This window comes from Pollutimonas bauzanensis, from assembly GCF_040393045.1.
GTDB lineage: Bacteria > Pseudomonadota > Gammaproteobacteria > Burkholderiales > Burkholderiaceae_B > Pollutimonas > Pollutimonas bauzanensis_A.
The window spans coordinates 1-25,360 of sequence record NZ_JBEBUX010000054.1; the positions used below are offsets into that span (position 1 = coordinate 1).

A 25,360-nucleotide genomic window follows, 5' to 3' on the forward strand; every position below is an offset into this window, starting at 1 on the left:
GAGAAGAACAGCTCCTCCACCGTCCCATCCGAAGGCGCATGAATAGCGTGCTCCATTTTCATGGCCTCCATCACCAGCAACACATCCCCGCTCTTCACCGTATCGCCAGCCTTCACTGAAATGGCGATGATCTTGCCAGGCATGGGAGCCGTCAGGCCTCCCTGGTGCTCAGAGGAATCATCCTGTGAATGCGCGACAGCGTCGTGAACTTGCAGCACTTGTACACTGCCATCCGTAAACACATGGACATCTTCCTGTTGAACTACGACATTCGCCTGCGCATCCGTGTCGCCCAGGCGAATACGGATCCGGTATTGACGGGCTGACACGGCTTCAGCCTTCCATTCGAATGCTTGCGTTTGGCCGTTGCGCATGTAGGCCCATTTTTCTCCGTCGCGAGCAATGTGGAGTTCGTGCAAATCGCCTTGATCCAGAAGGCTGAAAACCTGTTGGTAGCGGCCGTTGAGCCGCCAGCCGTCTGCCTGAGCCCACGGATCAACATGCACTGTGTTTTTTCGTATGACCGAATGGGTCAGGCCTTGTCTGGCCAGCAACGCGGCCACAGCCAGTGCGAGGGTGTTGTCATTGGCAGCAGCCACTGGCGGGAACAGGCTGTCGTGCTGCCGTTCTATCAGTCCGGTATCCAGGTCGGCGCTGGCAAAGGCGGGGTCCAGCATCAGGCGCCGTAGAAACGCAATGTTGGTCTGTACGCCGACGCTTTGAATTTCACCAAGTGCTTGGGCCATGCGGGCCCGCGCTTGGTCGCGGTCGGCGCCACGCACAATCAGCTTGGCGATCATCGGATCGTAGAAAGGTGTGATGGTGTCGCCTGCCTGTACGCCGCCGTCGACCCGGATGTCGCCGTTCTGGAAGGTGACATGGGCTGGGAAATTCAGCGTTGTGAGCGTGCCTATCGAAGGCAAGAAGCCTTTGTCGGGGTTTTCGGCGTAGATGCGCGCTTCAATGGCGTGGCCGGTAATCGACAGTTGCTCTTGTGTCACCGGCAAGGCTTCGCCCGATGCGACGCGCAGCTGCCATTCGACAAGGTCATGGCCGGTGATCATTTCGGTGACCGGGTGCTCTACCTGCAGGCGGGTATTCATTTCCATGAAGTAGAAGCGGCCATCGGGTTCGACGATGAATTCGACGGTACCCGCACCGACATAGTTGACTGCCTTTGCGGCGGCAACGGCGGCTTCGCCCATGGCGCGGCGACGTTCTTCGGTCATGCCGGGTGCGGGGGCTTCCTCGATGACTTTCTGATGACGTCGCTGCACCGAGCAGTCGCGTTCAAACAGATAGACGCAATTGCCGTGCATGTCGGCAAACACCTGAATTTCGATATGGCGCGGCTTCTGCAGGTAGCGTTCGATCAGCACCTTGTCGTCGCCAAAACTGCTGGAGGCTTCCCGCTTGCATGATGCCAGGGCTTCTGCAAAGTCTGCGCTGGATTCGACAATCCGCATGCCCTTGCCGCCGCCGCCCGCGCTGGCTTTGATCAGAACGGGGTAGCCCATGGCATCGGCCTGGGCTTGCAGGAACTGTGGGTCCTGGTTTTCGCCATGATAACCAGGGACCAGTGGCACGCCGGCTTTTTCCATGAGCGTTTTGGCGGCGGATTTGCTGCCCATGGCGGCAATGGCGCTGCCGGGGGGGCCTACAAAAACAATGCCGGCGTCGGCGCATGCCTTGGCAAAGTCTTCGTTTTCAGACAGGAAACCATAGCCGGGGTGGATGGCTTGTGCGCCGGTCTTGATGGCGGCTTCCAGAATGATGTCGCCGCGCAAGTAGCTGGCGCGAGGTTCGGAGCCGCCGATATGGACAGCGCTGTCGCAGGCGGCGACATGGCGCGAATTGGCGTCGGCGTCAGAATATACGGCAACGGTGCGCACGCCCAGGCGATGGGCGCTGGCGGCCACGCGGCATGCAATTTCGCCCCGGTTGGCAATCAGTAAGGTGGTGAACACATCGACTCCTTGGGGTTACATGCGGAACACGCCGAAACGTGTGTCTTCAATAGGGGCATTCAGAGCGGCCGACAGGCCAAGCGCCAGTACGCGGCGGGTATCGGCAGGCATGATGATGCCGTCGTCCCACAGGCGCGCCGTGGCGTAGTAGGGGTGGCCTTCTTTTTCGTATTGCTCGCGTATGGGCGCCTTGAAATCTTCTTCCTCAGTGGTGCTCCAGCTGCCGCCCTTGGCTTCGATGCCGTCGCGCCGCACGGTGGCCAGCACGCTGGCTGCCTGTTCGCCGCCCATGACCGAAATACGTGCGTTGGGCCAAAGGAACAGTAATCTGGGGCCAAACGCGCGCCCGCACATGCCGTAGTTGCCCGCGCCGAACGAACCGCCGATGAGGATGGTGAACTTGGGTACGGACGCGGTGGATACGGCAGTAACCATTTTTGCGCCGTGGCGCGCAATGCCTTCGTTTTCGTATTTGCGGCCCACCATGAAGCCGGTGATATTCTGCAGGAAAACCAGAGGGATTTTGCGCTGGCAACACAGTTCGATGAAGTGTGTGCCTTTCTGGGCAGCTTCGGAAAACAGCACGCCGTTATTGGCGATGATGCCGACGGGCATGCCGTGAATATGGGCAAAGCCGGTGATCAGGGTTGTGCCGAAGCGCGCCTTGAATTCGTCGAATTCAGAACCGTCGACAATGCGGGCAATGACCTCGCGCACGTCGTACGGTTTGCGAGTGTCGTTGGGGATGATGCCATTGAGTTCTTGAGGGTCGTACAGGGGCTCGGCGAACGCCTTGCGCCGCAACTGGACCGGCTTTTGGTGATTAAGCCTGGCCACGGCGTTGCGCGCCAGGTACAGCGCGTGCAGATCGTTATTGGCAAGGTGGTCGGCCACTCCCGAAAGACGCGTGTGCACGTCGCCGCCGCCCAAGTCTTCGGCCGTGACCACTTCACCTGTAGCCGCTTTGACCAGTGGAGGGCCAGCCAGGAAAATCGTGCCTTGTTCTTTGACGATGATCGATTCGTCGCTCATGGCGGGAACATAGGCGCCGCCGGCCGTGCAAGAGCCCATGACGACGGCGATTTGCCCAATGCCTTGGGCCGACATGACTGCCTGGTTGTAGAAGATCCGCCCGAAATGGTCGCGGTCGGGAAAGACCTCGTCCTGATTGGGCAAGTTGGCGCCGCCCGAGTCGACCAGGTAGACGCAAGGCAGTTTGTTTTGCTGGGCAATTTCCTGGGCGCGCAAATGCTTCTTGACCGTGAGCGGGTAATAGGTTCCGCCTTTTACCGTGGCGTCGTTGCAGACAATGACGCATTCCGTACCGGCGATGCGGCCTATGCCGGTGATCAGGCCGGCGCCCGGGGCTGCATTGTTGTAGACGTTATGGGCGGCTAATGGCGACAATTCCAGAAACGGTGTGCCAGGATCAAGCAGCCTTTCAACCCGGTCGCGTGGCAATAATTTGCCGCGGGCAAGGTGTTTGGCGCGTGCGGATTCGCTGCCGCCCAGAGCGGTTTGCGTGAGTTGTTTTTGCAGGTCGTCGACCTGTTCCTGCATGGCGCTGGCGTTGTCGATGAACGCTTGCGATCGCGGATTGATCCGGGACTCAATTACGGGCATTGCTGTTCCTAAAAAACAAAAAAAAGGCGCAGCGGTAACGCCGCGCCCTGCAATGGATTTAGACCATTTCTATCGCCAGGGCGACAGCCTCGCCGCCACCGATGCATAGCGAAGCGATGCCGCGTTTGCCGCCAGTTTTGCGCAATGCGCCCACCAGCGTGGTCAGCAGACGCGCACCCGATGCGCCGATAGGGTGGCCCAGCGCCGTGGCCCCGCCATGGATGTTGACCTTATCGTGCGAGAGCTTGAGTTCGGTCATGGCGGCCATGGTCACCACAGCAAACGCTTCGTTGATTTCGTAGAGGTCTACGTCTTCGGCGGACCAACCTGTTTTGGCGAACAATTTCTGGATGGCGCCGACAGGGGCGGTGGTGAACCAGCCGGGTTCCTGGGAATGTTGGCTGTGCCCGGTGATGCGGGCCAGCGGCGTGGCGCCCAGTTTTTTTGCGGTAGATTCGCGCATCAGCACCATGGCTGCCGCACCGTCTGAAATGGATGACGAGCTGGCAGCCGTGATGGTGCCGTCTTTTTTGAAGGCAGGTTTCAGCGTGGGGACTTTTTCGGGCATGGCCTTGCCTGGACCTTCGTCAGTGTCGATGACGGTATCGCCTTTGCGTCCGGCGACGGTGACCGGTGCGATTTCCCACTTGAAGCTGCCATCTTCAATGGCGGCTCGCGCGCGGCGTACCGACTCCAGTGCGAAGGCGTCTTGTTGCTCACGGGTAAAGGTGTATTTGGATGCGCAGTCTTCAGCAAACACACCCATGGCGGTGCCGCGCTGGTAGGCGTCTTCCAGCCCATCAAGCGCCATATGGTCATAGACGGTGGAGTGGCCATAGCGGTAGCCCTGGCGGCCGCGCAGCAGCAGGTAAGGCGCATTGCTCATGCTTTCCTGCCCGCCGGCAACAACGACGTCGGCGCTGCCAGCGGCAATGATGTCGTGTCCGAACATCGCGGCCTTAAGGCCCGAGCCGCAGACTTTGTGAATGGTGGTGCAGCCTACGCCTATTGGCAGCCCTGCGCCCAGAGCAGCCTGGCGGGCCGGGGCTTGACCTTGACCGGCTTGCAGCACGTTGCCCATGATGACTTCATTGACGGCATCGCCTGCGATGCCCGCGCGTTCAACGGCGGCTTTGATGGCGATTGCGCCGAGTTCGTGTGCGGCCAGGCCGGACAGGCTGCCCATCATACCGCCCATTGGGGTACGCGCAACAGAGACTAAAACGATAGGATCAGACATGATTTTCTCCTGAGAAGTAAGGAAGAGCAGATGTGCTTGCCGGGGACTTTGGGTTGGAATTGGAAAGGCGCCGATCAGGATGGTAAGGGAAGATGTCTTCGATACGGCCTTGAGCGGCGCGCTCGCGACAGTTCTGCCACCATTCGGCCTCGAGCAGATCGGCGTGGTGTTTCAGAAATGCGCTTCTTACGCGGGGATCGCCAAGTAGGAAAAAGCGGAATTCCTCTGGGAATACGTCGTTGCGGCCGACTGGATACCACGGTTCACTGGCAAGTTCGGCTTCTTCGTTCGGGGCCGGCGGGATGTGCCGGAAATTCATTTCAGTCATGTGCTGAATTTCGTCGTAATCATAGAATACAACGCGTCCCAGGCGCGTAACGCCGAAGTTTTTGAACAGCATGTCGCCCGGGAAAATATTCGCCGCGGCGAGTTCGCGTATGGCGTCGCCGTAGCCCTTGACTGCGGTTTCCAGGGCGGCATCCGATACGCGCGCCAGGTACAGGTTAAGCGGTGTCATGCGGCGCTCGATGTAGACATGGCGCAATACGATGGTGTCGCCGCTTTCGTCCATCAGGCTGGGTACCTGGCTGCGCAATTCGGCCAACAGGGTTTCTGAAAAGCGCGCGCGGGGCAGAGCGACCTGGGAGTATTCCCAAGTGTCAGCCATGCGGCCCACCCGATCGTGTTTTTTCACCAGTTGATATTTGCGCCTTACCGTAGCGTGGTCCATGCCATCTTTGGCGATCCGGTCGCGGATCAGCTTGAACACGTAAGGATAAGACGACAGCGTAAATACTGTCATGACCATGCCGTGTATGCCAGGCGCGATATCGAAGGCGTCGTGAGAATGCGCCAGATGATGCAGGAAGTCGCGGTAGAACAGGGTTTTACCCTGTTTTTGCAAACCTATGGTGGTATAAATTTCCGCCTTGGGCTTGCGTGGCAGCAGGGAATTCAGGAACCCCACATAGGCTGCCGGGGTTTCCATGTCGACTAAAAAGTAGGCGCGCGTAAAGCTGAACAAGGTGCTCAGATCGTCGGACGTATGCAGCAAAGCGTCCAATCGTATGTGACCCGAGGGCGTATGCAGCAAGGCGATTGCAAAGGGGTGCGTCGTGCCCTGATTCACCAGCCTGCCCACGATATAGGCGCCTTTGTTCCTGAAAAACAGGGAATTCAGCACGTGGATCTGGCAGTCGGGCGCAATGCGCTGACCCCTGCCGCTGGCAATGGCCTGGCGCAACTGGTGTATGGCCAGGCGAGCCACTTTCCGGGCGTCGGCGGGCAGGTCGGCAAACGGCGCCGCCAGGCCGAAATCGGCCACCATCTTGATGAGCGCCTTTTCCAGCCCCAGTGTGGTCGGGTAATAAACCCGGTAGGAGGGCAGCTTGCTATCCAGATAGTCGGTGGCGGTGGCGGGCCGTACGAATAGAAAATCGTTGTGGAAATAATCGCGATGCAGGATGCGGCACGATACCGAATTGAAAAACGTTTCGGCGCATTCCGGTTGCCTGTGCTCGGTCAACAGGGAGACAAATTCGGTTTTTACGTTTTGCCAGAAATCCAGTTGTGCCGGCGTCAGGCTTTGTTGCGGCGATGCTCCGCTGGGACTGGCGTCGCTGCCTTTTAACGCCGCCGTCAGCAGCGTCGTGCATTCATGCACCCGGGTATCGTAGTATTCGATGCGCTCGCGCGAAAGCTGCTGTATGTCGCGCCAGTTTCCCGATTCAAATAGGGATTTTGCGCGCTGTGCTCCATAGCGAAACAAGGCGTAATGACGATCGAAGCCATCGAGTATGGTTTGCGCCACGGCCTGGGGCGATAGCCCCCGGGGCGCAACCTGCTCGATATGCTGATGATCTCCGAAGAATGTCATGTCTAACCTTTTCTACGCCACATCCGATAATGCCAGTACCGATTATGCTGTTTCGTTGAACAGTTCGCGGCCAATAAGCATGCGGCGGATTTCACTGGTGCCGGCGCCGATTTCGTACAGCTTGGCATCGCGCCACAGGCGACCTGTAGGGTAGTCGTTGATATAGCCATTACCGCCCAGAATCTGTATGCCTTCGCCGGCCATCCAGGTGGCCTTTTCGGCACAATACAGGATGACTGCAGCGCAGTCCTTGCGGACTTCACGTGCATGGCCCGAACCAAGCTTGTCGAGGTTTTTTCCGACAGCGTAGCAAAACGCCCGGCTGGCTTGCAGCGTTGTGTACAAATCGGCGACCTTGCCCTGAATAAGCTGGAACTCGCCAATGGACTGGCCGAACTGCTTGCGGTCGTGGATATAGGGAACGACGACGTCCATGACGGCCTGCATAATGCCAAGGGGCCCGCCTGCAAGCACGGCGCGTTCGTAGTCCAGCCCGCTCATCAGTACTTTGACGCCGCCGTTAAGCTCGCCCAGTATGTTTTCTTCGGGCACTTCGCAATCCTGGAATACCAGCTCACCCGTATGGCTGCCGCGCATGCCTAGTTTGTCGAGTTTTTGCGCACAAGAAAAGCCTTTGTAGCCCTTCTCGATAATGAACGCGGTAATACCGCGCTGCTTTGCGGCAGGGTCGGTTTTGGCGTAGACCACCAGTGTGTCGGCATCCGGGCCATTGGTAATCCACATTTTGGTGCCGTTGAGCACATAACGGTCGCCCTTTTTTTCGGCGCGCAGCTTCATGCTGACTACGTCGGAGCCTGCGCCTGGCTCGCTCATGGCCAGTGCGCCGATATGTTCGCCGGACACCAGCTTGGGCAGGTATTTTTGCTTTTGCTGTTCGGTGCCGTTGCGGTGCAACTGGTTCACGCACAGATTCGAGTGCGCACCATACGACAGGGCAATGGAGGCGCTGGCGCGCGAAATCTCTTCCATGGCGATCATGTGCGCCAGGTAGCCCATGTTGGCGCCACCGTAGGCTTCGTCTACGGTCATGCCCAGCAGGCCCAGGTCGCCGAATTTGCGCCATAAGTCCATGGGGAATTGGTCGCTGCGGTCGGCTTCGGCGGCACGCGGTGCGATTTCGGCCTGTGCAAAGTCATGAACTGCATCGCGCAGCATGTCCAGGTCGGAACCCAGGTCGAAATTTAGGCCGGGAATGTTCATCTTGGTCTCCAGTGTCGTGCCTGAAAGTAATACTGTTCGCCAACGCCCGCAATGCGTAGTTTGGCAGAGTTAGCCAGAAAGTGTATTTATATTACGTTTACGTAAACGTCAACTATAAGGGTTTTTACGTACATGGCGGATAGCACCCGGTTATCGGGCGATGCGCTGCGCCAGAAGCGTCTCGCAATTGGCTTGCTGCCGGCTGATTTCCTGCAGGGTGTCGTCAATATCCTTGCGCTGTTGTTCCATGACACTGCGGTGCTTTTCCAGTACGCTCATGTAGTGACGCAATTGCGCGACGGTGTCGCCTGGCCCGTCGTACATGTCGATCAGACTCAGGATTTCGGCCAATTGCAGGCCAAGCCGTTTGCCTCGCAAGGCGAGCTTCAGGCGGGTACGGTCGCGGGCATGATAGATGCGATTGCGCCCCTCTCGGGAGGGGCTGACAATGCCCTGGTCTTCGTAGAAGCGTATGGTGCGAGGCGTAATGGCAAACTCTTGCGCTAGCTCGGAGATCGTCCAGGTTGTATCGTTCATGGTAGCAAAGGCAGTTTACGTTAACGTAAACTATGATGCCATAATACGTGGATCAGGCATACTGCATAAATTAAGGATGGGCTGAATAACATTTGCGCCGTCCTTGTGTACGGAGACATTGGATGAACCCAAACGAACAAAAATTAAGCTACCCCTGGGGCGATGCCCTGCCAGAATTCGGTACCACCCGCGTTATCGCCGATGGCGTGCGCTGGATCCGCATGCCGCTGCCTTTTGCGCTCGACCACATCAATCTATGGTTGCTGCGTGACAAGATCGATGGACGTGAAGGCTGGACCATCGTCGATTGCGGCGTATCCCGCGACGAGGTCAAAGCCTTGTGGGAACAACTGTTCGAGAACGCGCTGGATGGCTTGCCAGTATTGCGGGTTATCGTGACCCACATGCATCCCGACCATATCGGTCTGGCGAACTGGCTGTGCGAAAAATGGAAAGCGCCGTTATGGATGACCATGACGGACTACGCTGTAGCGCGTCTGTGGTCGCGTCCCGCCGACAACGGCCAGGCCGCAGGCGGCCCGAATGGGCAATCGGCGGTAGAGCACTTCACCCGCCATGGCCTGGCTGATCCGGAAGCCCAGGAAAAGATCCGTCAACGATCCAACTATTATCCGACCCTGGTGCCCGATGTGCCCAGGACGTTTCGCAGAATCATGAATGGTGACCGCATATCGATCGGCGGCCGCGACTGGCGAGTTATCGTGGGTTACGGACACGCGCCGGAACATGCTTCGCTGTTTTGCGACACCTTGCAGGTGCTGATTTCGGGGGATATGGTCTTGCCCCGTATTTCCACCAATATCAGTGTGTTCGATTACGAGCCCGACTCCAATCCTTTGCCGCTATATCTGAATTCGCTGCGGGCTTACGACGACCTTCCCGAAGACACGTTGGTATTGCCTTCGCACGGGCGACCTTTCAGGGGGCTGCACGAGCGCATTGCGCAGCAGCATGCGCATCATGCCGAGCGCTTGGCCGAGGTCCTCGAGGCCTGTACTGAACCCAAGACCACGACAGATATCCTGCCTGTGATGTTCAAGCGCAAACTGGATGTTCACCAATTGACTTTTGCCATGGGCGAAGCACTGGCGCATTTACATGCTTTGTATTTCGAGGGCAAGCTCGAGCGCGTTACGGGCGACGACGGCCTGATACGTTTCAAGCGTAGCGCGATTGGTTGAACCAGGGTAGGGCGGCCTTCCGCCTTGCCGTATCGTTGCTAGCGGTTGGCGAGTGCCAGTTTTACGGCCAGTCCCAGGAAGACCACTCCGGCGGTACGGTTCAGCACGCGCTGGGCCTTTTGCGAGCGCTGTATCCATGCGCCCAAGCCTCCGGAAAAAAGGGCGATGGCGCCAAACACCAGCAAGGTGGAAATGATAAACAGGCCGCCGAGGCTGAGGATTTGCAGGGCCACCGAGCCTCTTGCCGGCGAGGCGAACTGTGGAAGGAAAGCCAGGAAAAACAGCGACACTTTGGGATTGGTCAGGTTCATGACGATGCCCCGGCGGTAAAGTTGCCATTTATTCCGTTTGGCCGGCTTTTCGCTGTTGGCGACACTGTCAGGGGCATGAAAGGCCCCCCAGGCAAGGTAGACCAAGTACGCGGCCCCTGCCAGCTTTAACAAGGTAAATGCCGTGGCTGACGTGGCGAAGATGGCTGCCAGGCCTATGGTTACCGCAACGGTATGGGCGATCAGGCCGGTACATAAGCCCAGCACGACCAGCATCCCCGCCGCACGCCCCCACAATGCGGATTGCATCAGAACAAACAGATTATCAGGCCCCGGCGTGAGCGCCAGCAGTACGGCAATGCCAAAAAAAGAAAGCGCTACTTCGAAGGTCAGCATAAGGGATTCGTGTGAAAAAAATGGGGCCGGGGGCGGCGCGTGTTCAGGAGAATTGAAACAATGCGGGCCGCTATCCATTATCATCAAGCTTGCACATTTTTCGTGGCCAGCTTGGTAAGCGCCATTATGAATGCCCGGGCTAACGCTAACAACTTCTAATTTCTATTACACACTATGGCTACTTCCCCCACTCCCCATCTGGATACGCTGTTGCAACATACGGGCGTTGCCCAGTTTGATCCGGCCAACGGCGCCGCACCCGTTGCATTGCCCTCGATGCGCACCAGCACGGTACGTTTCCAGAACCTGGACGCGCTTGACCGCGCTCAGGCAGGCAAGGCACAAGGCGATCGCAGTGTGACTTACGGCCGAGTGGGAATGGACACGCATGCAGCGCTGGAAGAGGTGTTTTGCGAACTGGAAGGCGCACAACGCGCTTTCCTGGCGTCGTCGGGTCTTGGGGCGATCACGTTAGCGTTCTTCAGTGTTTTGAACAGCAAAGATCACGTTCTGGTCGCCGATTGCTCTTATGGGCCTGTGCGTTATCTGGACAAGACCGTGCTGGGCCGCATGGATATCCAGGTATCTTATTGCCGCGCAACGCCGGCAGAATTGGAATCGAAGTTGCAGCCCAACACGCGCATGCTGTATGTTGAATCTCCGGGTTCTCTGCTGTTTGAAATGCTGGATATTCCGGCTTTGTCTGCCTTCGCCCGCAAACATAATCTGATTCTCGCCGTTGATAACACCTGGGGATCGGGCTATATCTACCGCCCGCTGGATCTGGGCGCGGATATCTCCATCGTTGCCGGCACGAAATACGTAGGCGGCCATTCCGACCTGATGCTGGGCGCGGTCATGGCCAAGGAACCCGGCCTGATCAAGCGCATCAACGATACCCACTACGCTATGGGCTATTCGATCAGCGCCGACGATGCCTGGCTTGCGATACGGGGCGCACGCACGCTGCCCATACGCATGCGCCAAAGTGCGCAAAACGCCCTGGAAGTCTGCGAGTTTTTGAATGCTCGCCCCGAAGTGGCGCGCATCTATCATCCCGCCTTGCCGACCGATCCTGGCCACGCCTTGTGGCAGCGTGATTGCACGGGCTCCAACGGTATGCTTGCCGTCGAGCTTGTGCTTGACAATGCCGCGGCCCGCCGTTTCGTTGACGGGTTAACGCTGTTCGGAATCGGGTTTTCGTGGGGCGGCTTCGAAAGCCTGGTGCAACTGGTCGACCATAGCGCGTTGCAAGTGCATGGCTATTGGTCGCGCAACGACAATGCGATAGTTCGCCTGCACATAGGGCTGGAGTCGCCGCAAGACCTTATTGCCGATATTGAGCAGGCTCTGGATCGTGCGGCGGGGTAAACGCTGAATGCCGTCTGACACTGACGGCATTCTTGCTTACTTTTTAGCGACCATCTCGACCAGTTTCTGGGCCTGAGCGATGGCGCCCTCGTAGCTGTTGGCCATGCTGGGCGAAGTGACATACTGGCCGCCTACAGCAATGCTGGGGGTGCCTTCGATTTTATAGAGCTTGGCTAATTCGTCGGCCCGCATCACTTTGGATTTGACGCCAAATGAATTGAATACTTCTTCGAAGGCCTTGCGATCGACACCTTGGCTAACCACCCAGTCGGTAATCGCCTTGGCATCGTAAATACGTTTGTTTTCTTGGTGGATGGCCTTGAAGACGGCAGGGTGCAAATCTAACCGGTTCAGGCTTTCCAGCGAGTAATAAAGCTTTTGCAAATCGGCCATGCTGGCATTGAACGCGACGGGCACGGGCTTCATGACGACATTTTCCGGCAATGTCTTGGCCCACGCTTCCAGCATAGGTTCGATCGCATTGCAATGCGAGCACGAGTAAGCAAAGAACTCCAGTACCTCTGTTTTGCCTGTTGTATCCGATGGCTGAGCGGGTTCGATGGTGACATACTGCCCTTTGGTAGCCTGGGCATGCCCGACAGGGGCAAACAAAATGCCCGACCCGATAGCGATGACGGAAAATGTGCGTAGAAGCAGGTTTTTTAGCAACATAGAGGGTTCCAAAGCAACTTAAAAGAAATGAGACTACTTAGCACGTAATAAGTTCAGCAGTGCAGGCTAAACCGGCCTCAGGCAACGGTAATGGACCGCCAGCGACTTATTGGCGCACTACCGACGATTCGATTTTTTCTTCCCCCAGGCGGGCGCGGGAACGATTCATTTCATCCAGACCCTTGAAGGGGCCGACACGTACCCGGTTCAGCGTACCGCCATTGACCTGTGCTTTTTGCACTTGCGCAGGCAAACCCAACAACAGAATTTTCGCCTTGACGGCTTCGGCATCGTTTTCCGAGCGGAACGCGCCCGCTTGCAGATAATAGGTCGCCTGCGGCCCCGATTTCGCTGCAGGCGGCGTCGTCGGCTTGGCGGCGGCCGTCGGCGCTTCGGTCCCGGGTACGACAGGCTTGGTCTGGGTTGTGTTGTCGGCCTTGTTCAGGCTGGCAATTAAATTACCCAGGCTGTCTGGCTCGGCCGGCTTATTCGCGCTGGCGATCGGCGGTATGCCAGGTAGAGGCACCGGTGCGGTATCGGTCGGGCCCGTGGAAGCGGATCCGGCTGCCCCATTTTTGCCGTACAAGCCAATATTGGGATCAGGCGCGTCGCGGACATCAGGCAATAAGGTTTGGGCCGGATCGCGGCTAGCTTTGTCCACGAAAGGCATGGGCACTTTGGTGACGAACAAGGCCACAGCCACGGCGGCTGCCAGGCCGAAGATCAGGCCTATCAGTATCCCGAATAGCGTGCTGCCGCCCGATTTCGAGTTTGAAGATTTACGACTGTTGCGGGCCATAAGAGGCTTTACATCCTTTCAGGGGCGGATACCCCGAGTAGTTCAAGACCGTTGGCAATGACTTGGGCCGTAGCCTGGGCTAGCCGCAGGCGAGCCAATTTGAGCTCGGCGTCATCGACCAATACCCGTTCTGCGTTGTACCAGGCATGGAAGTCGGCGGCGCAGTCACGCAGCCAGAAGGCCAGGTGGTGCGGTGCGAGCTCTTGTGCGGCCAGCGCCAGAATATTTGGGTATTCGGCCAAGCGTTGCATAAGGGCGAATTCCGTGGGCGCGACGAGCTTGTCGATTGGGGCTGTAGGCACCTGTTCGGCCAGCGCGGCGGATTGCCCCAGCATAGAACAGATACGCGCGTGTGCATACTGGATGTAGTAAACCGGATTTTCTTCGCTCTTGGACAGCGCCAGGTCGATATCGAAAACGAATTCCGAATCGGCGCGCCGCTGACTAAGGAAAAAACGCACGGCATCTTGCCCAACCCAATCGATCAGGTCGCGCATGGTGACGTAGCTGCCCGCCCGCTTGGAAATCTTGACCTCGGCGCCGTCGCGCACCACTTTCACCATTTTATGCAGAACATAGGAAGGGAAGTCTTTAGGGATTCCTATTTCCAGGCCCTGCAAGCCAGCCCGCACACGGGCGATAGTACCGTGGTGATCGGTACCCTGGATGTTGATGGCGTGGTGGAAACCGCGCTCCCATTTGGCGACGTGATAAGCCACATCGGGTACGAAATAGGTATACCCGCCTTCCGATTTGCGCATGACGCGATCTTTGTCGTCGCCTGTGCCGAGTTCTGTGGTGCGTAGCCACAACGCGCCTTCGCTTTCATACGTATGGCCGGCAGCAATAAGCGCTTCCACAGTCTTTTCGACCCGTCCGCTGGTATAGAGCGAGCTCTCTAGATAGTAGTTGTCGAACTTCAGGCCAAAGGCCTGCAAATCCAGGTCTTGCTCACGTCGCAGATAAGTAACGGCGAAGGCGCGTATGTCGTCCAGGCTGTCCAGATTCTTGGTTGCCGTGACCGGCACGCCATCAGATGCCTGGACAGTAGCGCCTGCCTGGAAATCGCGGGCGATATCCATGATGTAGTCGCCTTTGTACCCATCTTCCGGGAATTCCGGTGAATCGGTAGCTATCCCCCTGGCACGAGCCTGGACGCTAATGGCCAAATTATTGATTTGGTTGCCTGCATCGTTGTAATAAAACTCGCGGGTAACGTCATAGCCTTGCGAGGCGAACAGACGGCACATGGAGTCGCCCAGCGCCGCTTGCCGCGAATGACCGACGTGTAGCGGCCCGGTAGGGTTGGCTGAAACAAACTCTACCATCACCTTTTCTTCAGTGGCCGGCCGGTGACCAAAGCGTGGGCCTTCTTGGCTGATCGCATGCAGCACGGCTTGGCGGGCAGATGTCGTTAAGCGGAAATTGATAAAACCAGGCCCGGCGATTTCAGCCGAAGCCAGCAATTGTTGCGCGGCGGTATCGGCCAGCAACGCTTCAACGATTTGCTGCGCGAGCTCGCGGGGATTACGCTTGGCTGGCTTGGCCAGTTGCATGGCCACATTACAGGCAAGATCACCATGGGCGGCGACTTTTGGGCGCTCTAGCAGAATGGTGGGCGTAGCCTCGGGCAGAATGTTGCCGACGGCGGCTTGTATCAGGGAAATAAGTTGTTGTTGTTGCCCAGGAAGCATAAGACGAAGTAGTAATCGAAAAGAGAAATGCAAAGCCCGCAGAGGGCATAGTCGGACGCTATGATCCGCGCCAAAAGACGCAAACGCCGGGAAGGGCTAAATGATAGCGTGAATTCCTCCGGCATGCGATATTGGAACCCTATGCCTGCCATCCAAGCTCGTCATGCAGCCACTGGGCATAGCCGGTCATGTCGACCACGCCTACCTGTGAATTGGCGCTGCTGCGCCAATTATCGGCGCGGATAATCAACGCTTCGGTTTCTGTTCGCTGGCTAGCGCCCAGTTGTTCGTGATCATTCTGATAGTTATTTAACAAAGAACCTGAACCGGATTGGACGCTGCGGTCACCGTCTTGCACTGATCGCAGCAGCGCCGAGCGCTCGTCGTGCACAATAGGACCACTGATTTCCCGATCGCTTGGTGATCCGTTGTCAAAGCGCACCGATGCCGCGCGCGCTTGCCACAGCATCCAGTTAAGCGCCACGTCGGCAAGGTCGCCCTGTTTTATGGGCTGGCTGTCGTCATCCAGCAAAGAGCCGCCTCCGATGTCGGCATGTGCGCCGATGAAGGGCGCTTCGACGACATTCTGGCCCCCAGAGTCCTCAGCGCTGACCAGCGGAAACAGCCAGCGCCTTTCATGCAAGGCCACGGCGTGGGCTACCCATTCCCAGGCGGGCGCAATGGTGAGGTCATAGTTGGCATTTTGAGAGCCGGCTACGCCGAACTGAGCGACTGTGTCGAATAGGCCCATGAACCGCAGATCCACACAGGCGGTAATCAACCCGTGCAGACTGTCGGTGTACGAGAAAAGGCCATTGTTTACATGCTGGTTGATCATGTTGCCGAAATGCCGGGCTAGCGCCGCGCCGCGGGAATAGCCAAGAATATCGATGGGGAGATGGTTGCGCCTATTGCCGGACTGTTTCAGCGTCTGGAGCAGGGATTGCCATTGGGTTTCAATAATTCGCGAGGCGCTGCTGGCGGTGACGGCATCCCAATCCAGATATAAAGCGTTACCGGGGCCCGGGTGATAGAACACCGGCCCGTCTTGATAAGTTTGGCTGAGCTTCCACACATTGCTGCGTGTTTCCGGGTTATTGCGCGTTCCGTCAAAGGCGAACAATAGTAGTCCCAGAGGATCTACATAACGCCGCGGCTGCTGATTGGCATAGCCCAGTGCCTGGTTGCCTGGAACAGGCCCCAATGGATCGGGCTCAAGGTAGTGGCCTGATTGCGGCAGGTAAGTGCGCAATAAGTTATCGTGCCAGCCTGTGGCGGCATCGAACACCTGTCCCGGCAGTCGCAAGTCGAACGTGAGGTCGCCGCTGATACGCTGGGCTGCGCCTGTTGGGCTGTAGCGGGCCAGCCAACGTATCTTGCGCGTTGCGTCGGTAATCATACGCGGAGCGCCGATAAGGTCGGCGTGTACGGCGTAGAGCTGCGCCGGCGCCGTGGACGATGCGGGATAGTCAATGAAACCCACGACGACATGATTCGCATAGATATAGCGGCGGGTGATGTCCGGAGCACTGTCGCCTTCGTGAGGCGAACGCTTAGCTGAGCCGTTCGCCTCGGCAACGAGCTGATTGTTCAGGTAAAAATAATCGGTATTGGCGTGACCGCTACGCTGGATAATGCGGTGGCCAAAAGCATTATGGGCATAACTCGCTAGCCGCTGTCCCTGTTGGCGGACCACGGCAGGACGGCGGTCAGGACCATATTCAAGTTCGATACCGTCGATCGACAAGGGCAGGCCCGAGCCGTCGCGTTGTATTGATGGTTTAACGGTGGCGCCATTGCTACGGTTTGCCGCCAGTGAGCCGTCGTCATTCCAGGCATACCAGATGGTGTCTGACTTGGCGCCTTGGCTTGTGCCGGGCGCCAGGCGGCCTTGCGCGCCGATAAGTCGTGACCTGTCATCGTAGGCGTAAGCCCAACTGTCGTTATGCTGTTCAGTGTTGATTTCGTGGTGTTCGCGAACCGGGCGCCGATGCCGATCGTAATCTTGATGTTGGAACCAGACCGTTTCCGCCCCGTTTGTGACAGCCAATCGGCGGGCCTGGCCTTCGTCGTCCAATTCTGTGGTCAGGCACAGGCCGTTACCGTAACAATAGCCGGCCAGGCCCGGGCGGCTGCTGATGACCGTATGTACCTGCCCGTGTGCATCATGCCAGTCAATCCCCGCCAGGCGGTTATTGGTATCCCAGCTAAACATCAGTGCTCCTCCCTCGGGCAAGTCATGTCGCGCCAGACGATGGTTTGAGTCGTATCCAAAGGACTCGGTATAGTTCAGGCTGGTCGTGGCATGGGCCGATAGCCGTTCCACTTTGCGCTGGCTAAGACGGCCCAAGTTGTCGTACTGGCGAGATTCCGTTTCATTAGGGTGGGTGATGCGGGTGAGCAAATGGCCGCGCCATTGCAGGTCAGTCTTTTGCGTAGAGAGGGAGTTCTTTTCGAGGATACGAATTGGGCGGCCTTGCGCATCGTACTGATAATCGACGCTGTCGCCATTTGCCCAGATACGCCTGGCCGGGAGGGATTGTGCGTTGTACAGGACGCGTTCGGTGCCGGTGAGGGTGGAGGCCCACGCTGCGCGGTGAGCATCGGGCTGATACGTTAGGCTAAGCCCGGGCCAGCCAACGCCGTGAGGCTTTAGCTGGTGGATCGCACCGTTGGGGTAGCGATGTATGTGCGTGCCGTTAATGGCTTGTAGTCGGCCTTGCTCATCGTAGCTGGCGTGACTGCCAGGGGCGGCGCAACCTGCACAACCCGCGCCCGTAACCCTGGTCAATACATGCCGGGAGCCCCTGATAGCGGTTTCAAAGCGGGTTTGCTGCTGCCGGCCATCCGTTACCACGGTCAGCCCATCTTTTGCATGCGTAGGCGGCCTTATATATTCTATGGAGACGGTGTCGGCTTGGCTGTCTGAACCGTTACGTATCGACAGCACAGCACGGCCTTCGCGGTCGTAGGCCCAAGTGTTGGTTCGCAGGTTGTCCTGCTGGTCGGCCGAGACTGTTACGGCGCCTGTCAGGGCTGTGACATTGCCGTTTTGCCGTTCGGGCTCGTAGAGATAGCGGCGCTGCATGCCGTCGGGACGGGTCATCCCGACCAGGCGCCGGGCGCCGGCCGACACAGCATCGCCTATGTCTTCATGTTGATACTGAATGCGACCCAGAGGCGAGTCGATATGGCGAAGATAGGCATGGTCGCCGGCCACACTGTAGGCGAACAATAAGGTATGCCCTTGCTGGTTGCTGATGCTGGTAATCGAGCCCATTAATGGCCCGATCTGTTGGTTACGCTGGATTTCTAATTGCGTTTGAGATCCGGCCAGCAGGCGAACCAGATAGCCGCTGGCATCGAACCATAGTTGCCTGCCTGTCGGCCATGTCCAGATCCAGTGTTCGCCTCCTTTCTTTAGCGCGCCTTGCGGGCCAGGCAAGGGGGCGTGCCGTGGCCCGGAAAAATGGATGCGGCTGCCATCGGCTTGTACGATTTGCCACGTTGCGCCTGCATAGAAGAGCCGGGTGTCATATGACAGGCTCCAGCCTGGCCCCAGGTGGGATGCCCGAGTGTCCAGCGAATTGTAGTGGCGCACGATTTCAATGCCCGGCGCGCCCGGGTTGGCGGGAAGGTCGATTTCTTCTTGGTATTTATTGCCCGTAACGATATGAATGGGATTACCAACGCCCAGATTCAGGCTGGGTTCGGCTGTAGGGGCAACGGCCAGGCCGCCCTCGGCGCAAGGTTGGCCCAAGGGGGACGGGCCGCAGTTGCTTGTGGATTGGGACAGCGCAGACAATGGCGCGGCCAATAGTAAAAGCAATAAACAGAACGTTTGCAGCATAGCGGCTCCGGACTGGAATGAACCTTGCTATCTTGCCGCTTGGCAGCGTTCGGAAGTTAGGGTAGTGTATGGATGTGTCTATTGAGGGAAACCGAATATGTTAGTTGTCTTTCACTCTAAAGCCGCTGCCGAAGTGCTGATGTTTTCAAAGCACGCTCTGCCAATTCTTAGGGCCGCCGGCAAGCCCTACACCGATACGCTGCCCGAAAGGGGCGTGATCACCCGCGACCAGCTTGATGCCGCCATCAAAGGCATCGAACAAGCAATCGCGATGGACACCGAATCCGAGTTTCCTGATGATCATGATGACGACAACGACGTAAAAACGCATCCAATTGCGCAGTCCGTCAGTTTTCGCCGCCGTGCCTTTCCGTTGTTGGCGATGCTGCGCTTATCACGCGAGCACGATGCCGATGTCATCTGGGAGCCTGCGCCCATCTGGTAACGCGTGGCAGCCCGGTATGCCCGGGACTGTCATTGGGCTGACATTCAAGTTTGTCGGCTTTGCGTAAGCTTGAGTTCTGCTTTTAATCTGAATCCGCTTGAATTCTGGAGTGCGTATGCGCGGTGTGGTGACCATTGTTTTCAATATCCGGCAGTCGATTGAATTGACGGTCGACGCCGAGCCGGGCGGCGCAGCCTCTGCAGCCGCCCGCGACTGGTTCGAGGAAACCTGGGTGAAACTGGGCTGCGAACCTTTACGCGCCAGCGGGAAGGTGTTGCTGCTGGACAAAATCTTGGGTGTGGCCGACGCCTTGGGTTATTCGGAGCTTTCCAAAAATAACGAGCTGGCAACTGAGTTCGCGACGCAGGCGGTTCTTGCTTTGGAGAAGCCGCGTATTACTGTGGATTTGCCGGGTTTGATAGTCGGGTTTTAAGCTTTTTGGCGGTGCTGTCTTATCTTGAACACGTCGCTGTTGCGTTCTGGCTTACACGTCATTGTTGCGGTTTTGCTGTTCTTTTTTACACGCCGTTGCTACGTTCTGGCTGATTATTTCTTACACGCCGCGGCGCAGCTGGTTCAAAAGAACTCATGCGCACGTCCTCCGCGCCCCGCCAGCCGGGGCACTCCGGACATTGAGTCAGGTATAAGCAACGGTCGCGGTGACTATTCATGGCAATTGCGATATTGGCGAGAGCAGCGATGCGCTACGGCTTACGGTCGGCTACGTAATCGGTAATTGGCATAGCTGCTACTTATGGCATGCCGTTCCATCCATCCCCTGTCCGCTCACCAGCCGCCAATCGTCAGTCTCACTCAAAGATGCCAAGCACGCTGCACGTCCCAGCTGCGGTTCAAACTTCCATGATGCAGCGAGGCAGGTCCTGGGAGGGGATGTTGCAGCGACTTTCGGGGCTGAGCAAGCCGGAAGTGAAGGGAACCCCGGACGGGGTGGACGAACGAGGCAAAGCGATGTTCGGCGCCGCAGGGCGCCGAACCGGCCACGAGGAGCAAAACATCCTCTCCCAGGACCTGACACGCGGATCAAGAAAAAATACAAACGCTAAGGACCTGACACGCGCCTCACGAAGATATACTGATGCGATAACCCGACACGCGGGTCAAAAAGAAACGCAAAGCGATGACCTGGCCCGCGACCCCTACCGTATTCCCGCCCGCATAAACGACTGCACAAACTGACGCTGAAACAGCAGAAAAGCAACCAATAACGGCGCTGCACTTAACAGCGTCGCAGCCGTAATAATCGACCAATCTATACCTTGATCAGTCGACGCAAAAACCTGCAACCCCACTGTCAGCGGACGAGATTCCACAGAGTTGGTAATAATCAAAGGCCAGAGGAAATTATTCCAGTGATAGCTGACCGAAACCAGCCCGTAAGCGACATAAATTGGCTTGGCTAGCGGCACATAGACTTTCATCAGAATCTGCCAGCGGCTCGCTCCTTCAACGCGGGCAGCTTCTTCCAGCTCACGCGGCACTGTCTTGAACGTTTGCCGTAAAAGAAATATGCCAAAAGCCGATGCGAAATACGGCAGCCCTACGGCAAAAATCGTATCGCGTACCCCCAGCCAGGACATCAATCGGTAATTTTCCACGATCAGCACATCAGGCATGATCATCAACTGGAGCAATACCAGCATGAACATGAAGTCGCGCCCGCGGAATTCGAAGCGCGCAAAGGCATAGGCGGCCAAGGTCGACAGAATGAATTGCGCTACCAGCACCATGGTGACCAGGATGAACGTATTCAGGAAATATCGCGCAAATGGCGCCGCATGCCAGGCGGAGATAAAGTTTTCCAGTGTTAGCGGGGCCGTCAAGTCAAAGTGCGTGGAGTAGGCCGAGGGGTGGAAGGCTGCCCATAGCGTATAAGCCAGCGGTAGAAACCACAGTATGCCGAGCAGCCACGCTCCAATGGTGTCGAGTTTATGGGTCATTGGTAATGTGTCCGGCGATCCAGCCATCGGAACTTTAGAAAGGCGATGACAGCCAGAACCGCTAGCAGTACAACGGACAGAGTCGCCGCATAGGAGGTGTCCCAATAACTGAAGCCGACTTCATAAATATAAAACAGCAACAGCGTACTGGCATTGTCCGGCCCGCCTTTAGTCATGACCAGCACATGGTCGACCATGCGAAAAGCATTGATCAGTGCATTGATCAAGACAAACAGGGTAGTCGGCATCAGCAGCGGCACCAGAATGCGCCAGAAGTATTGCCAGCGCGATGCACCTTCCAGCAACGCCGCTTCGCGCAGCGATGGTGATATTTGTTGTAGCGCCGCCAGGTAGAAAATCATGAAGAAACCCGCTTCTTTCCAGATGGTTACCAGCATCAGGGCGGGCAGGGCGGTGGTCCGGTTGCCGAGCCAATTCAGGCCGGGCAGGTTGAACAGCTGGGCGATCTGGTCAACCAGGCCGTATTGCGGGGTATAGAAAAATAGCCAGATATTTGCGACAGCCACCATGGGCAGAATGGTGGGTGTGAAGTAGGCTAGGCGTAAAAAACTGCGTCCTGCCAACTGACGGTTTACCCACAGGGCCATGATCAAGGCGATGGCAACCGATGTAGGAATGGTGCCCAGTGCGAAGATCAGGTTGTTCCATAAAGCCTGCCAAAACACGGGATCGTCGCGCATGGCGGCATAGTTGTCGATGCCCACGAAAACCGCAGGCCGGTTGGCCTTGGGCGTGGAAAAGAAACTATGCCATAGCGTAGCCAAGGCAGGGTAATGGGTAAAGGCGGCAAGCAAGACCATGGCTGGCAGGAGAAGCAGCCAGCCATACACCGCGTTCAGCGATACTTTCATGCTTTATTTATAAGAACGCAGCAAGCGGTCTGCGTCGCGTTGTGCGTCCTTCATGGCCTGCTCCGCTGTCTTGGAGTTGGTCAGGACCGCCTGGATGTTGTCGTTAAGCAGTTTGGTGACGCGCTGGTTGTCGTGTGTGGAAAACTCCGCCACGCTGACTTCCAGTTGGTCGCGAGCAACGGCTGCTGCGGGAACCTCTTTGACGTAGGCCTTCATTTGCTCGGTTTCCCAGGCAGCAGGACTCACGGCGACATAACCAGTGTCTATGCTCCATGATGCCGCATTTTCAGGGCTGGTCATCCATTTGGTGAATGTGTATGCCGCTTGTTGTTGCTCTGGTGTCGCTGACTTGAACAGGTAGAAGTTGCCGCCACCGGTTGGACTGCCGCCACGCTTGGCATGCGGCATGGGGGCGACGCCAAAGTCGAACTTGGCGTTCTTGCGCACATTGGCCAGATTCCCAGTGGTAGTCCACATGATGGCAGTTTTTCCGACCAGGAAGTCTTTGGGTGTAGTACCCCAATCGATAGTGCCGGTAGGCATGACTTTGTCTTTATAAGCCAGGTCGTGCCAGAACTGCAGCGACTCGATGACAGCGGGTTTATCCAGATAGACTTCGTTGCCGTCGGCGTTCATCAAGATGGCGTCATTCGGCGTAGTTAGCGCCTGGAAAAGCCAATAAGCAAAGCTGCCGCCCGAAGGGATTTCAAGACCCCATTGCGTGACTTGGCCGGAAGCGTCCTTTTTAGTGAGCTTCTGCGCCTGGCTTACCAAATCCTTCCAGGTTGCAGGCGGGCTGTCTGGATTCAGGCCGGCTTCCTTGAACAAGTCTTTGTTGTAGTACATCACGATGGTGGAGCGCTGGAATGGTATGCCCCAGGTTTTTCCGCCGGTCTGGCTATTGGCCATGAAGCCTTTGTAGAAGCCGCCAAGCCATTTCTTGTCGTCGTCGGACTTTACCAGCGGATCGAAAGGCACGATCGCGCCTTCATCGATCAGGGTGAACATGTCAGTAGACAGCAGGACGGCCAGTTGCGGCGCATTGCCGCCTTTGTGGGCCGTCAGGGCCTTGGCCACCGAGTCTTGGTAAGAGCCGGCATAGATAGATTTGATCTTGATATCAGGGTGGTCTTTTTCAAACCTTTCGACCATGCCGTCGACAATTTTTGTGATGGGGCCGCCTACGGCGACAGGATAGTAAAACTCTAGCTCGACCGGCTTGGCTTGTGACCAGGCTGGCGCGGCACAGAAGGCGCCTGCAAGGCTGAACGCGAAGGCTTTTAATAGATTACGTCGCATGATTTTCCCTGTTAGATAGAGGGTATGCGCGGTAGCGCTTTACCCGTGGCGTCGAAGAAATGCTGTTGCTTGGGGCTCCAATGAAGTCTGATGCTGTCGCCGGGTTGGGCGCGCAAGTGGCCTGCGGCCCGAGCGGCAACCCCGGTGTTGTGACCGATCTTGCAGATGACGATGGAATCAGCGCCGAAATATTCCACGCTTTCGACCGTGGCGGCGGCGCCATCGTTGTTATTGCTGAGGGCAATGTGCTCAGGCCGCAGACCCAGTTTCGTCGCACCGTCGGAAACGCCTGCCAATATGCTTTGATCGCAGCCCGCGATTTGTCGCGTATGGGCATCCAGCGCAAGCAGATTCATCGGAGGCGTGCCGATAAACCGCGCGGAAAATTCTGTAGCGGGATTGGCATACAGCTTATCGGGCGTGTCGCTCTGTTCGATTTTCCCGCCATTCAATAACACCACATGGTCGGCCATGCTCATCGCTTCAGTCTGATCGTGCGTGACATACACCATGGTGATACCCAGGTTTTGCTGCAGAGCGCGGATTTCACGACGCATTTCGTGGCGCAACTGGGCATCCAGATTGGACAACGGCTCATCCATCAGGCAGACAGGCGCTTGCGAAATCACTGCCCGGCCCAAGGCAACCCGTTGTTGCTGCCCCCCGGATAATTGAGAAGGCTTACGATCCAGCAGTTTCCCAAGGCCCAGCAACTCGGCGACATGCGCCAAACGGCTTGCGTGTTGGGCAGCGGGCTCCTTGCGCACCTTCAGGCCGAAGAGAATATTCTCTTTGACCGAAAGGTGTGGAAACAACGCATAAGACTGAAACACCATCGAAATTTTTCGTTTAGACGGAGGCAGCGTTGTCACATCGACACCGTTGATATGGATGCGTCCCGAAGTCGGGTCATCCAGACCTGCAATCATGCGAAGCGTAGTCGACTTGCCGCAGCCCGAAGGCCCCAGCAAGACGGTAAATGTGCCTGCTTCTACTGAAAAGCTGATGTGGTCAACGGCCGGAGGCGCATCGCCATATTGTTTGCAAATCTTGTCCAGAGTAATAGAAGACATAAATTAAATTTGGCGAGGCCAAAGGCGTTTGTCGTCGCCATCGTGACGCATTGATTGATAGCCGACCTTATTGTTCCGCTGACTGACCAAACCCCTCTCCGGTTTTTATTGTTGTAGCTATAGTGAAAACGATTACATATATTAAACATCAACTATTGCGGGGTTATGACAGTGTTTTCCCTAAGGAGTTGTCGCTTTCTTAAGCGGCGGCTGACACAGGGACTGGCTCAACGCGTAGCGGCCCTGTGCTGCGCCAGGGCTACCCGTGCCAAGGTCACTTTCCGTGGCGCCCGCGAACTCGCAGCGCATACAGTCCACTGGACTGTATGCAAGCTTGCTGCTCAAACATGCGCGGGCTTGCCTCCACGGAAAGTGATCTTGGCCCGGCGCACGCTGATTTCGCCTGTCCCAGCCCCTGTGTCAGCCGCCGTTGCATGAAAGGCTGATCTAGACGGCCACGGCCAGCAACTGGTCTTAGACGAGAACTGACGGTCTCATTGACGGCCTGTGCGTTGGCATATGCCTGCTAGGATCCGATCATTGATATAGCTATTCGCATTAGCAGCATCTCATCATCAGCAGCCTTACATCAGCAGCCTTACATCAGCAGCCTTACATCAGCAGCCTTACATCAGCAGCCTTACATCAGCAGCAAGCCGTTCAAAAGGAGGCTCGTCCAATTAGCGCGATTATGAGGTGCAGCGAGGGGGGTAGGCACGGCGAATTTTGAGCGCGCCGCGCAGACAACCTGGCTCGGGGTATAAGGGCGCGCTGTTTGAGCGGCCCGTCTACGGCCTATAGGCCGTGGCCGCGAGTTCGCGCCCGGCCCCGGTAAAGCCAGGTTGATTGCGCGGGACGTCCCGAAGGGACCGCAGCGATTATTCGCCGTGCCTACCCCCCTCGCTGCACCGTCATAAGAATGAATAAACGAAAAATAAGAACGAATAAGCCAATAAGCGAATAAACGAATAAACGAATAGAAAGAATGAACGAATA

At 57.1% G+C, this 25,360-nt stretch carries 19 protein-coding genes; 4 read left to right on the forward strand and 15 right to left on the reverse strand.

The window, feature by feature from the left end; all coding sequences use genetic code 11:
• The 6 genes from ABWO67_RS10285 to ABWO67_RS10310 all read right to left on the reverse strand — a co-directional run.
• Positions 1-1,967, reverse strand: a 1,967-nt coding sequence (locus ABWO67_RS10285; RefSeq protein ID WP_353151295.1) for an acetyl/propionyl/methylcrotonyl-CoA carboxylase subunit alpha, incomplete at its 3' end; no start/stop codon positions are given.
• A 15-nt stretch (positions 1,968-1,982) separates the two neighbouring features.
• Positions 1,983-3,590, reverse strand: coding sequence for a carboxyl transferase domain-containing protein (locus ABWO67_RS10290; protein ID WP_353151298.1), 1,608 nt, complete (start codon positions 3,588-3,590; stop codon positions 1,983-1,985).
• Between the two features lie 58 nt (positions 3,591-3,648).
• Positions 3,649-4,830, reverse strand: a complete 1,182-nt coding sequence (locus tag ABWO67_RS10295) for an acetyl-CoA C-acyltransferase (protein ID WP_353151301.1) — start codon at positions 4,828-4,830, stop codon at positions 3,649-3,651.
• Complete coding sequence (aceK, locus tag ABWO67_RS10300; RefSeq protein ID WP_353151303.1) at positions 4,823-6,706, reverse strand: bifunctional isocitrate dehydrogenase kinase/phosphatase; 1,884 nt, start codon at positions 6,704-6,706, stop codon at positions 4,823-4,825. Before aceK ends, ABWO67_RS10295 begins: the two co-directional genes overlap by 8 nt.
• Positions 6,707-6,748: 42 nt before the next feature.
• Entirely contained in the window at positions 6,749-7,927 is a 1,179-nt protein-coding gene (locus ABWO67_RS10305) for an isovaleryl-CoA dehydrogenase (protein ID WP_353151306.1), read from the reverse strand.
• Positions 7,928-8,077: 150 nt separating this feature from the next.
• Entirely contained in the window at positions 8,078-8,464 is a 387-nt protein-coding gene (locus ABWO67_RS10310) for a MerR family transcriptional regulator (RefSeq protein WP_353151308.1), read from the reverse strand.
• Between the two features lie 122 nt (positions 8,465-8,586).
• Here ABWO67_RS10310 and ABWO67_RS10315 point away from each other — a divergent pair, with 122 nt between their 5' ends.
• Positions 8,587-9,666, forward strand: a complete 1,080-nt coding sequence (locus ABWO67_RS10315; RefSeq protein WP_353151311.1) for an MBL fold metallo-hydrolase — start codon at positions 8,587-8,589, stop codon at positions 9,664-9,666.
• A 38-nt stretch (positions 9,667-9,704) separates the two neighbouring features.
• Here ABWO67_RS10315 and ABWO67_RS10320 read toward each other — a convergent pair whose 3' ends face one another.
• The gene (locus tag ABWO67_RS10320) at positions 9,705-10,331 is read right to left on the reverse strand and encodes a LysE family translocator (RefSeq protein ID WP_353151314.1); all 627 of its coding nucleotides are present in this window, start codon (positions 10,329-10,331) and stop codon (positions 9,705-9,707) included.
• A gap of 174 nt (positions 10,332-10,505) precedes the next feature.
• Here ABWO67_RS10320 and ABWO67_RS10325 point away from each other — a divergent pair, with 174 nt between their 5' ends.
• Positions 10,506-11,702, forward strand: a complete 1,197-nt coding sequence (locus ABWO67_RS10325; protein WP_353151316.1) for a trans-sulfuration enzyme family protein — start codon at positions 10,506-10,508, stop codon at positions 11,700-11,702.
• 36 nt (positions 11,703-11,738) lie between these two features.
• Here ABWO67_RS10325 and ABWO67_RS10330 read toward each other — a convergent pair whose 3' ends face one another.
• From ABWO67_RS10330 to ABWO67_RS10345, 4 genes are all read right to left on the reverse strand, one after another.
• Positions 11,739-12,374 (reverse strand): thiol:disulfide interchange protein DsbA/DsbL, encoded by a 636-nt coding sequence (locus ABWO67_RS10330; RefSeq protein ID WP_353151318.1) that lies wholly within the window; start codon positions 12,372-12,374, stop codon positions 11,739-11,741.
• Between the two features lie 106 nt (positions 12,375-12,480).
• Positions 12,481-13,173, reverse strand: coding sequence for an SPOR domain-containing protein (locus ABWO67_RS10335; RefSeq protein ID WP_353151320.1), 693 nt, complete (start codon positions 13,171-13,173; stop codon positions 12,481-12,483).
• Between the two features lie 8 nt (positions 13,174-13,181).
• A complete protein-coding gene (argS, locus tag ABWO67_RS10340) occupies positions 13,182-14,867 on the reverse strand; it encodes an arginine--tRNA ligase (protein WP_353151323.1) in 1,686 nt (561 codons plus the stop codon).
• A 139-nt stretch (positions 14,868-15,006) separates the two neighbouring features.
• The gene (locus ABWO67_RS10345) at positions 15,007-18,717 is read right to left on the reverse strand and encodes a phospholipase effector Tle1 domain-containing protein (protein WP_353151325.1); all 3,711 of its coding nucleotides are present in this window, start codon (positions 18,715-18,717) and stop codon (positions 15,007-15,009) included.
• 97 nt (positions 18,718-18,814) lie between these two features.
• On the opposite strand from ABWO67_RS10345, the gene ABWO67_RS10350 reads away from it, so the two are divergent.
• The gene (locus ABWO67_RS10350) at positions 18,815-19,162 is read left to right on the forward strand and encodes a DUF1840 domain-containing protein (protein WP_353151328.1); all 348 of its coding nucleotides are present in this window, start codon (positions 18,815-18,817) and stop codon (positions 19,160-19,162) included.
• Positions 19,163-19,277: 115 nt separating this feature from the next.
• Positions 19,278-19,595, forward strand: a complete 318-nt coding sequence (locus tag ABWO67_RS10355) for a hypothetical protein (protein WP_353151330.1) — start codon at positions 19,278-19,280, stop codon at positions 19,593-19,595.
• Between the two features lie 724 nt (positions 19,596-20,319).
• On the opposite strand, the gene ABWO67_RS10360 is transcribed toward ABWO67_RS10355, so the two are convergent.
• From ABWO67_RS10360 to ABWO67_RS10375, 4 genes are read right to left on the reverse strand one after another with little or no spacing between them, the layout of a single operon-like run.
• The gene (locus ABWO67_RS10360) at positions 20,320-21,120 is read right to left on the reverse strand and encodes a carbohydrate ABC transporter permease (protein ID WP_353151333.1); all 801 of its coding nucleotides are present in this window, start codon (positions 21,118-21,120) and stop codon (positions 20,320-20,322) included.
• Entirely contained in the window at positions 21,117-21,992 is an 876-nt protein-coding gene (locus ABWO67_RS10365) for a carbohydrate ABC transporter permease (RefSeq protein ID WP_353151336.1), read from the reverse strand. Before ABWO67_RS10365 ends, ABWO67_RS10360 begins: the two co-directional genes overlap by 4 nt.
• A gap of 3 nt (positions 21,993-21,995) precedes the next feature.
• Entirely contained in the window at positions 21,996-23,291 is a 1,296-nt protein-coding gene (locus ABWO67_RS10370) for an ABC transporter substrate-binding protein (RefSeq protein WP_353151339.1), read from the reverse strand.
• An 11-nt stretch (positions 23,292-23,302) separates the two neighbouring features.
• Positions 23,303-24,364 carry an ABC transporter ATP-binding protein gene (locus tag ABWO67_RS10375; protein WP_353151342.1) on the reverse strand — a complete coding sequence of 354 codons (1,062 nt, stop codon included), beginning with the start codon at positions 24,362-24,364 and terminating at the stop codon, positions 23,303-23,305.
• Positions 24,365-25,360: the final 996 nt, after the last annotated feature.

What these genes read in the sequence shown, in the direction of transcription:
- ABWO67_RS10290 (WP_353151298.1), bottom strand. Translation starts at nt 3,590, where the DNA reads ATGCCCGTAATTGAGTCCCGGATCAATCCGCGATCGCAAGCGTTCATC.
- ABWO67_RS10295 (WP_353151301.1), bottom strand. Translation starts at nt 4,830, where the DNA reads ATGTCTGATCCTATCGTTTTAGTCTCTGTTGCGCGTACCCCAATGGGC.
- aceK (WP_353151303.1), bottom strand. Translation starts at nt 6,706, where the DNA reads ATGACATTCTTCGGAGATCATCAGCATATCGAGCAGGTTGCGCCCCGG.
- ABWO67_RS10305 (WP_353151306.1), bottom strand. Translation starts at nt 7,927, where the DNA reads ATGAACATTCCCGGCCTAAATTTCGACCTGGGTTCCGACCTGGACATG.
- ABWO67_RS10310 (WP_353151308.1), bottom strand. Translation starts at nt 8,464, where the DNA reads ATGAACGATACAACCTGGACGATCTCCGAGCTAGCGCAAGAGTTTGCC.
- ABWO67_RS10315 (WP_353151311.1), top strand. Translation starts at nt 8,587, where the DNA reads ATGAACCCAAACGAACAAAAATTAAGCTACCCCTGGGGCGATGCCCTG.
- ABWO67_RS10320 (WP_353151314.1), bottom strand. Translation starts at nt 10,331, where the DNA reads ATGCTGACCTTCGAAGTAGCGCTTTCTTTTTTTGGCATTGCCGTACTG.
- ABWO67_RS10325 (WP_353151316.1), top strand. Translation starts at nt 10,506, where the DNA reads ATGGCTACTTCCCCCACTCCCCATCTGGATACGCTGTTGCAACATACG.
- ABWO67_RS10330 (WP_353151318.1), bottom strand. Translation starts at nt 12,374, where the DNA reads ATGTTGCTAAAAAACCTGCTTCTACGCACATTTTCCGTCATCGCTATC.
- ABWO67_RS10335 (WP_353151320.1), bottom strand. Translation starts at nt 13,173, where the DNA reads ATGGCCCGCAACAGTCGTAAATCTTCAAACTCGAAATCGGGCGGCAGC.
- argS (WP_353151323.1), bottom strand. Translation starts at nt 14,867, where the DNA reads ATGCTTCCTGGGCAACAACAACAACTTATTTCCCTGATACAAGCCGCC.
- ABWO67_RS10345 (WP_353151325.1), bottom strand. Translation starts at nt 18,717, where the DNA reads ATGCTGCAAACGTTCTGTTTATTGCTTTTACTATTGGCCGCGCCATTG.
- ABWO67_RS10350 (WP_353151328.1), top strand. Translation starts at nt 18,815, where the DNA reads ATGTTAGTTGTCTTTCACTCTAAAGCCGCTGCCGAAGTGCTGATGTTT.
- ABWO67_RS10355 (WP_353151330.1), top strand. Translation starts at nt 19,278, where the DNA reads ATGCGCGGTGTGGTGACCATTGTTTTCAATATCCGGCAGTCGATTGAA.
- ABWO67_RS10360 (WP_353151333.1), bottom strand. Translation starts at nt 21,120, where the DNA reads ATGACCCATAAACTCGACACCATTGGAGCGTGGCTGCTCGGCATACTG.
- ABWO67_RS10365 (WP_353151336.1), bottom strand. Translation starts at nt 21,992, where the DNA reads ATGAAAGTATCGCTGAACGCGGTGTATGGCTGGCTGCTTCTCCTGCCA.
- ABWO67_RS10370 (WP_353151339.1), bottom strand. Translation starts at nt 23,291, where the DNA reads ATGCGACGTAATCTATTAAAAGCCTTCGCGTTCAGCCTTGCAGGCGCC.
- ABWO67_RS10375 (WP_353151342.1), bottom strand. Translation starts at nt 24,364, where the DNA reads ATGTCTTCTATTACTCTGGACAAGATTTGCAAACAATATGGCGATGCG.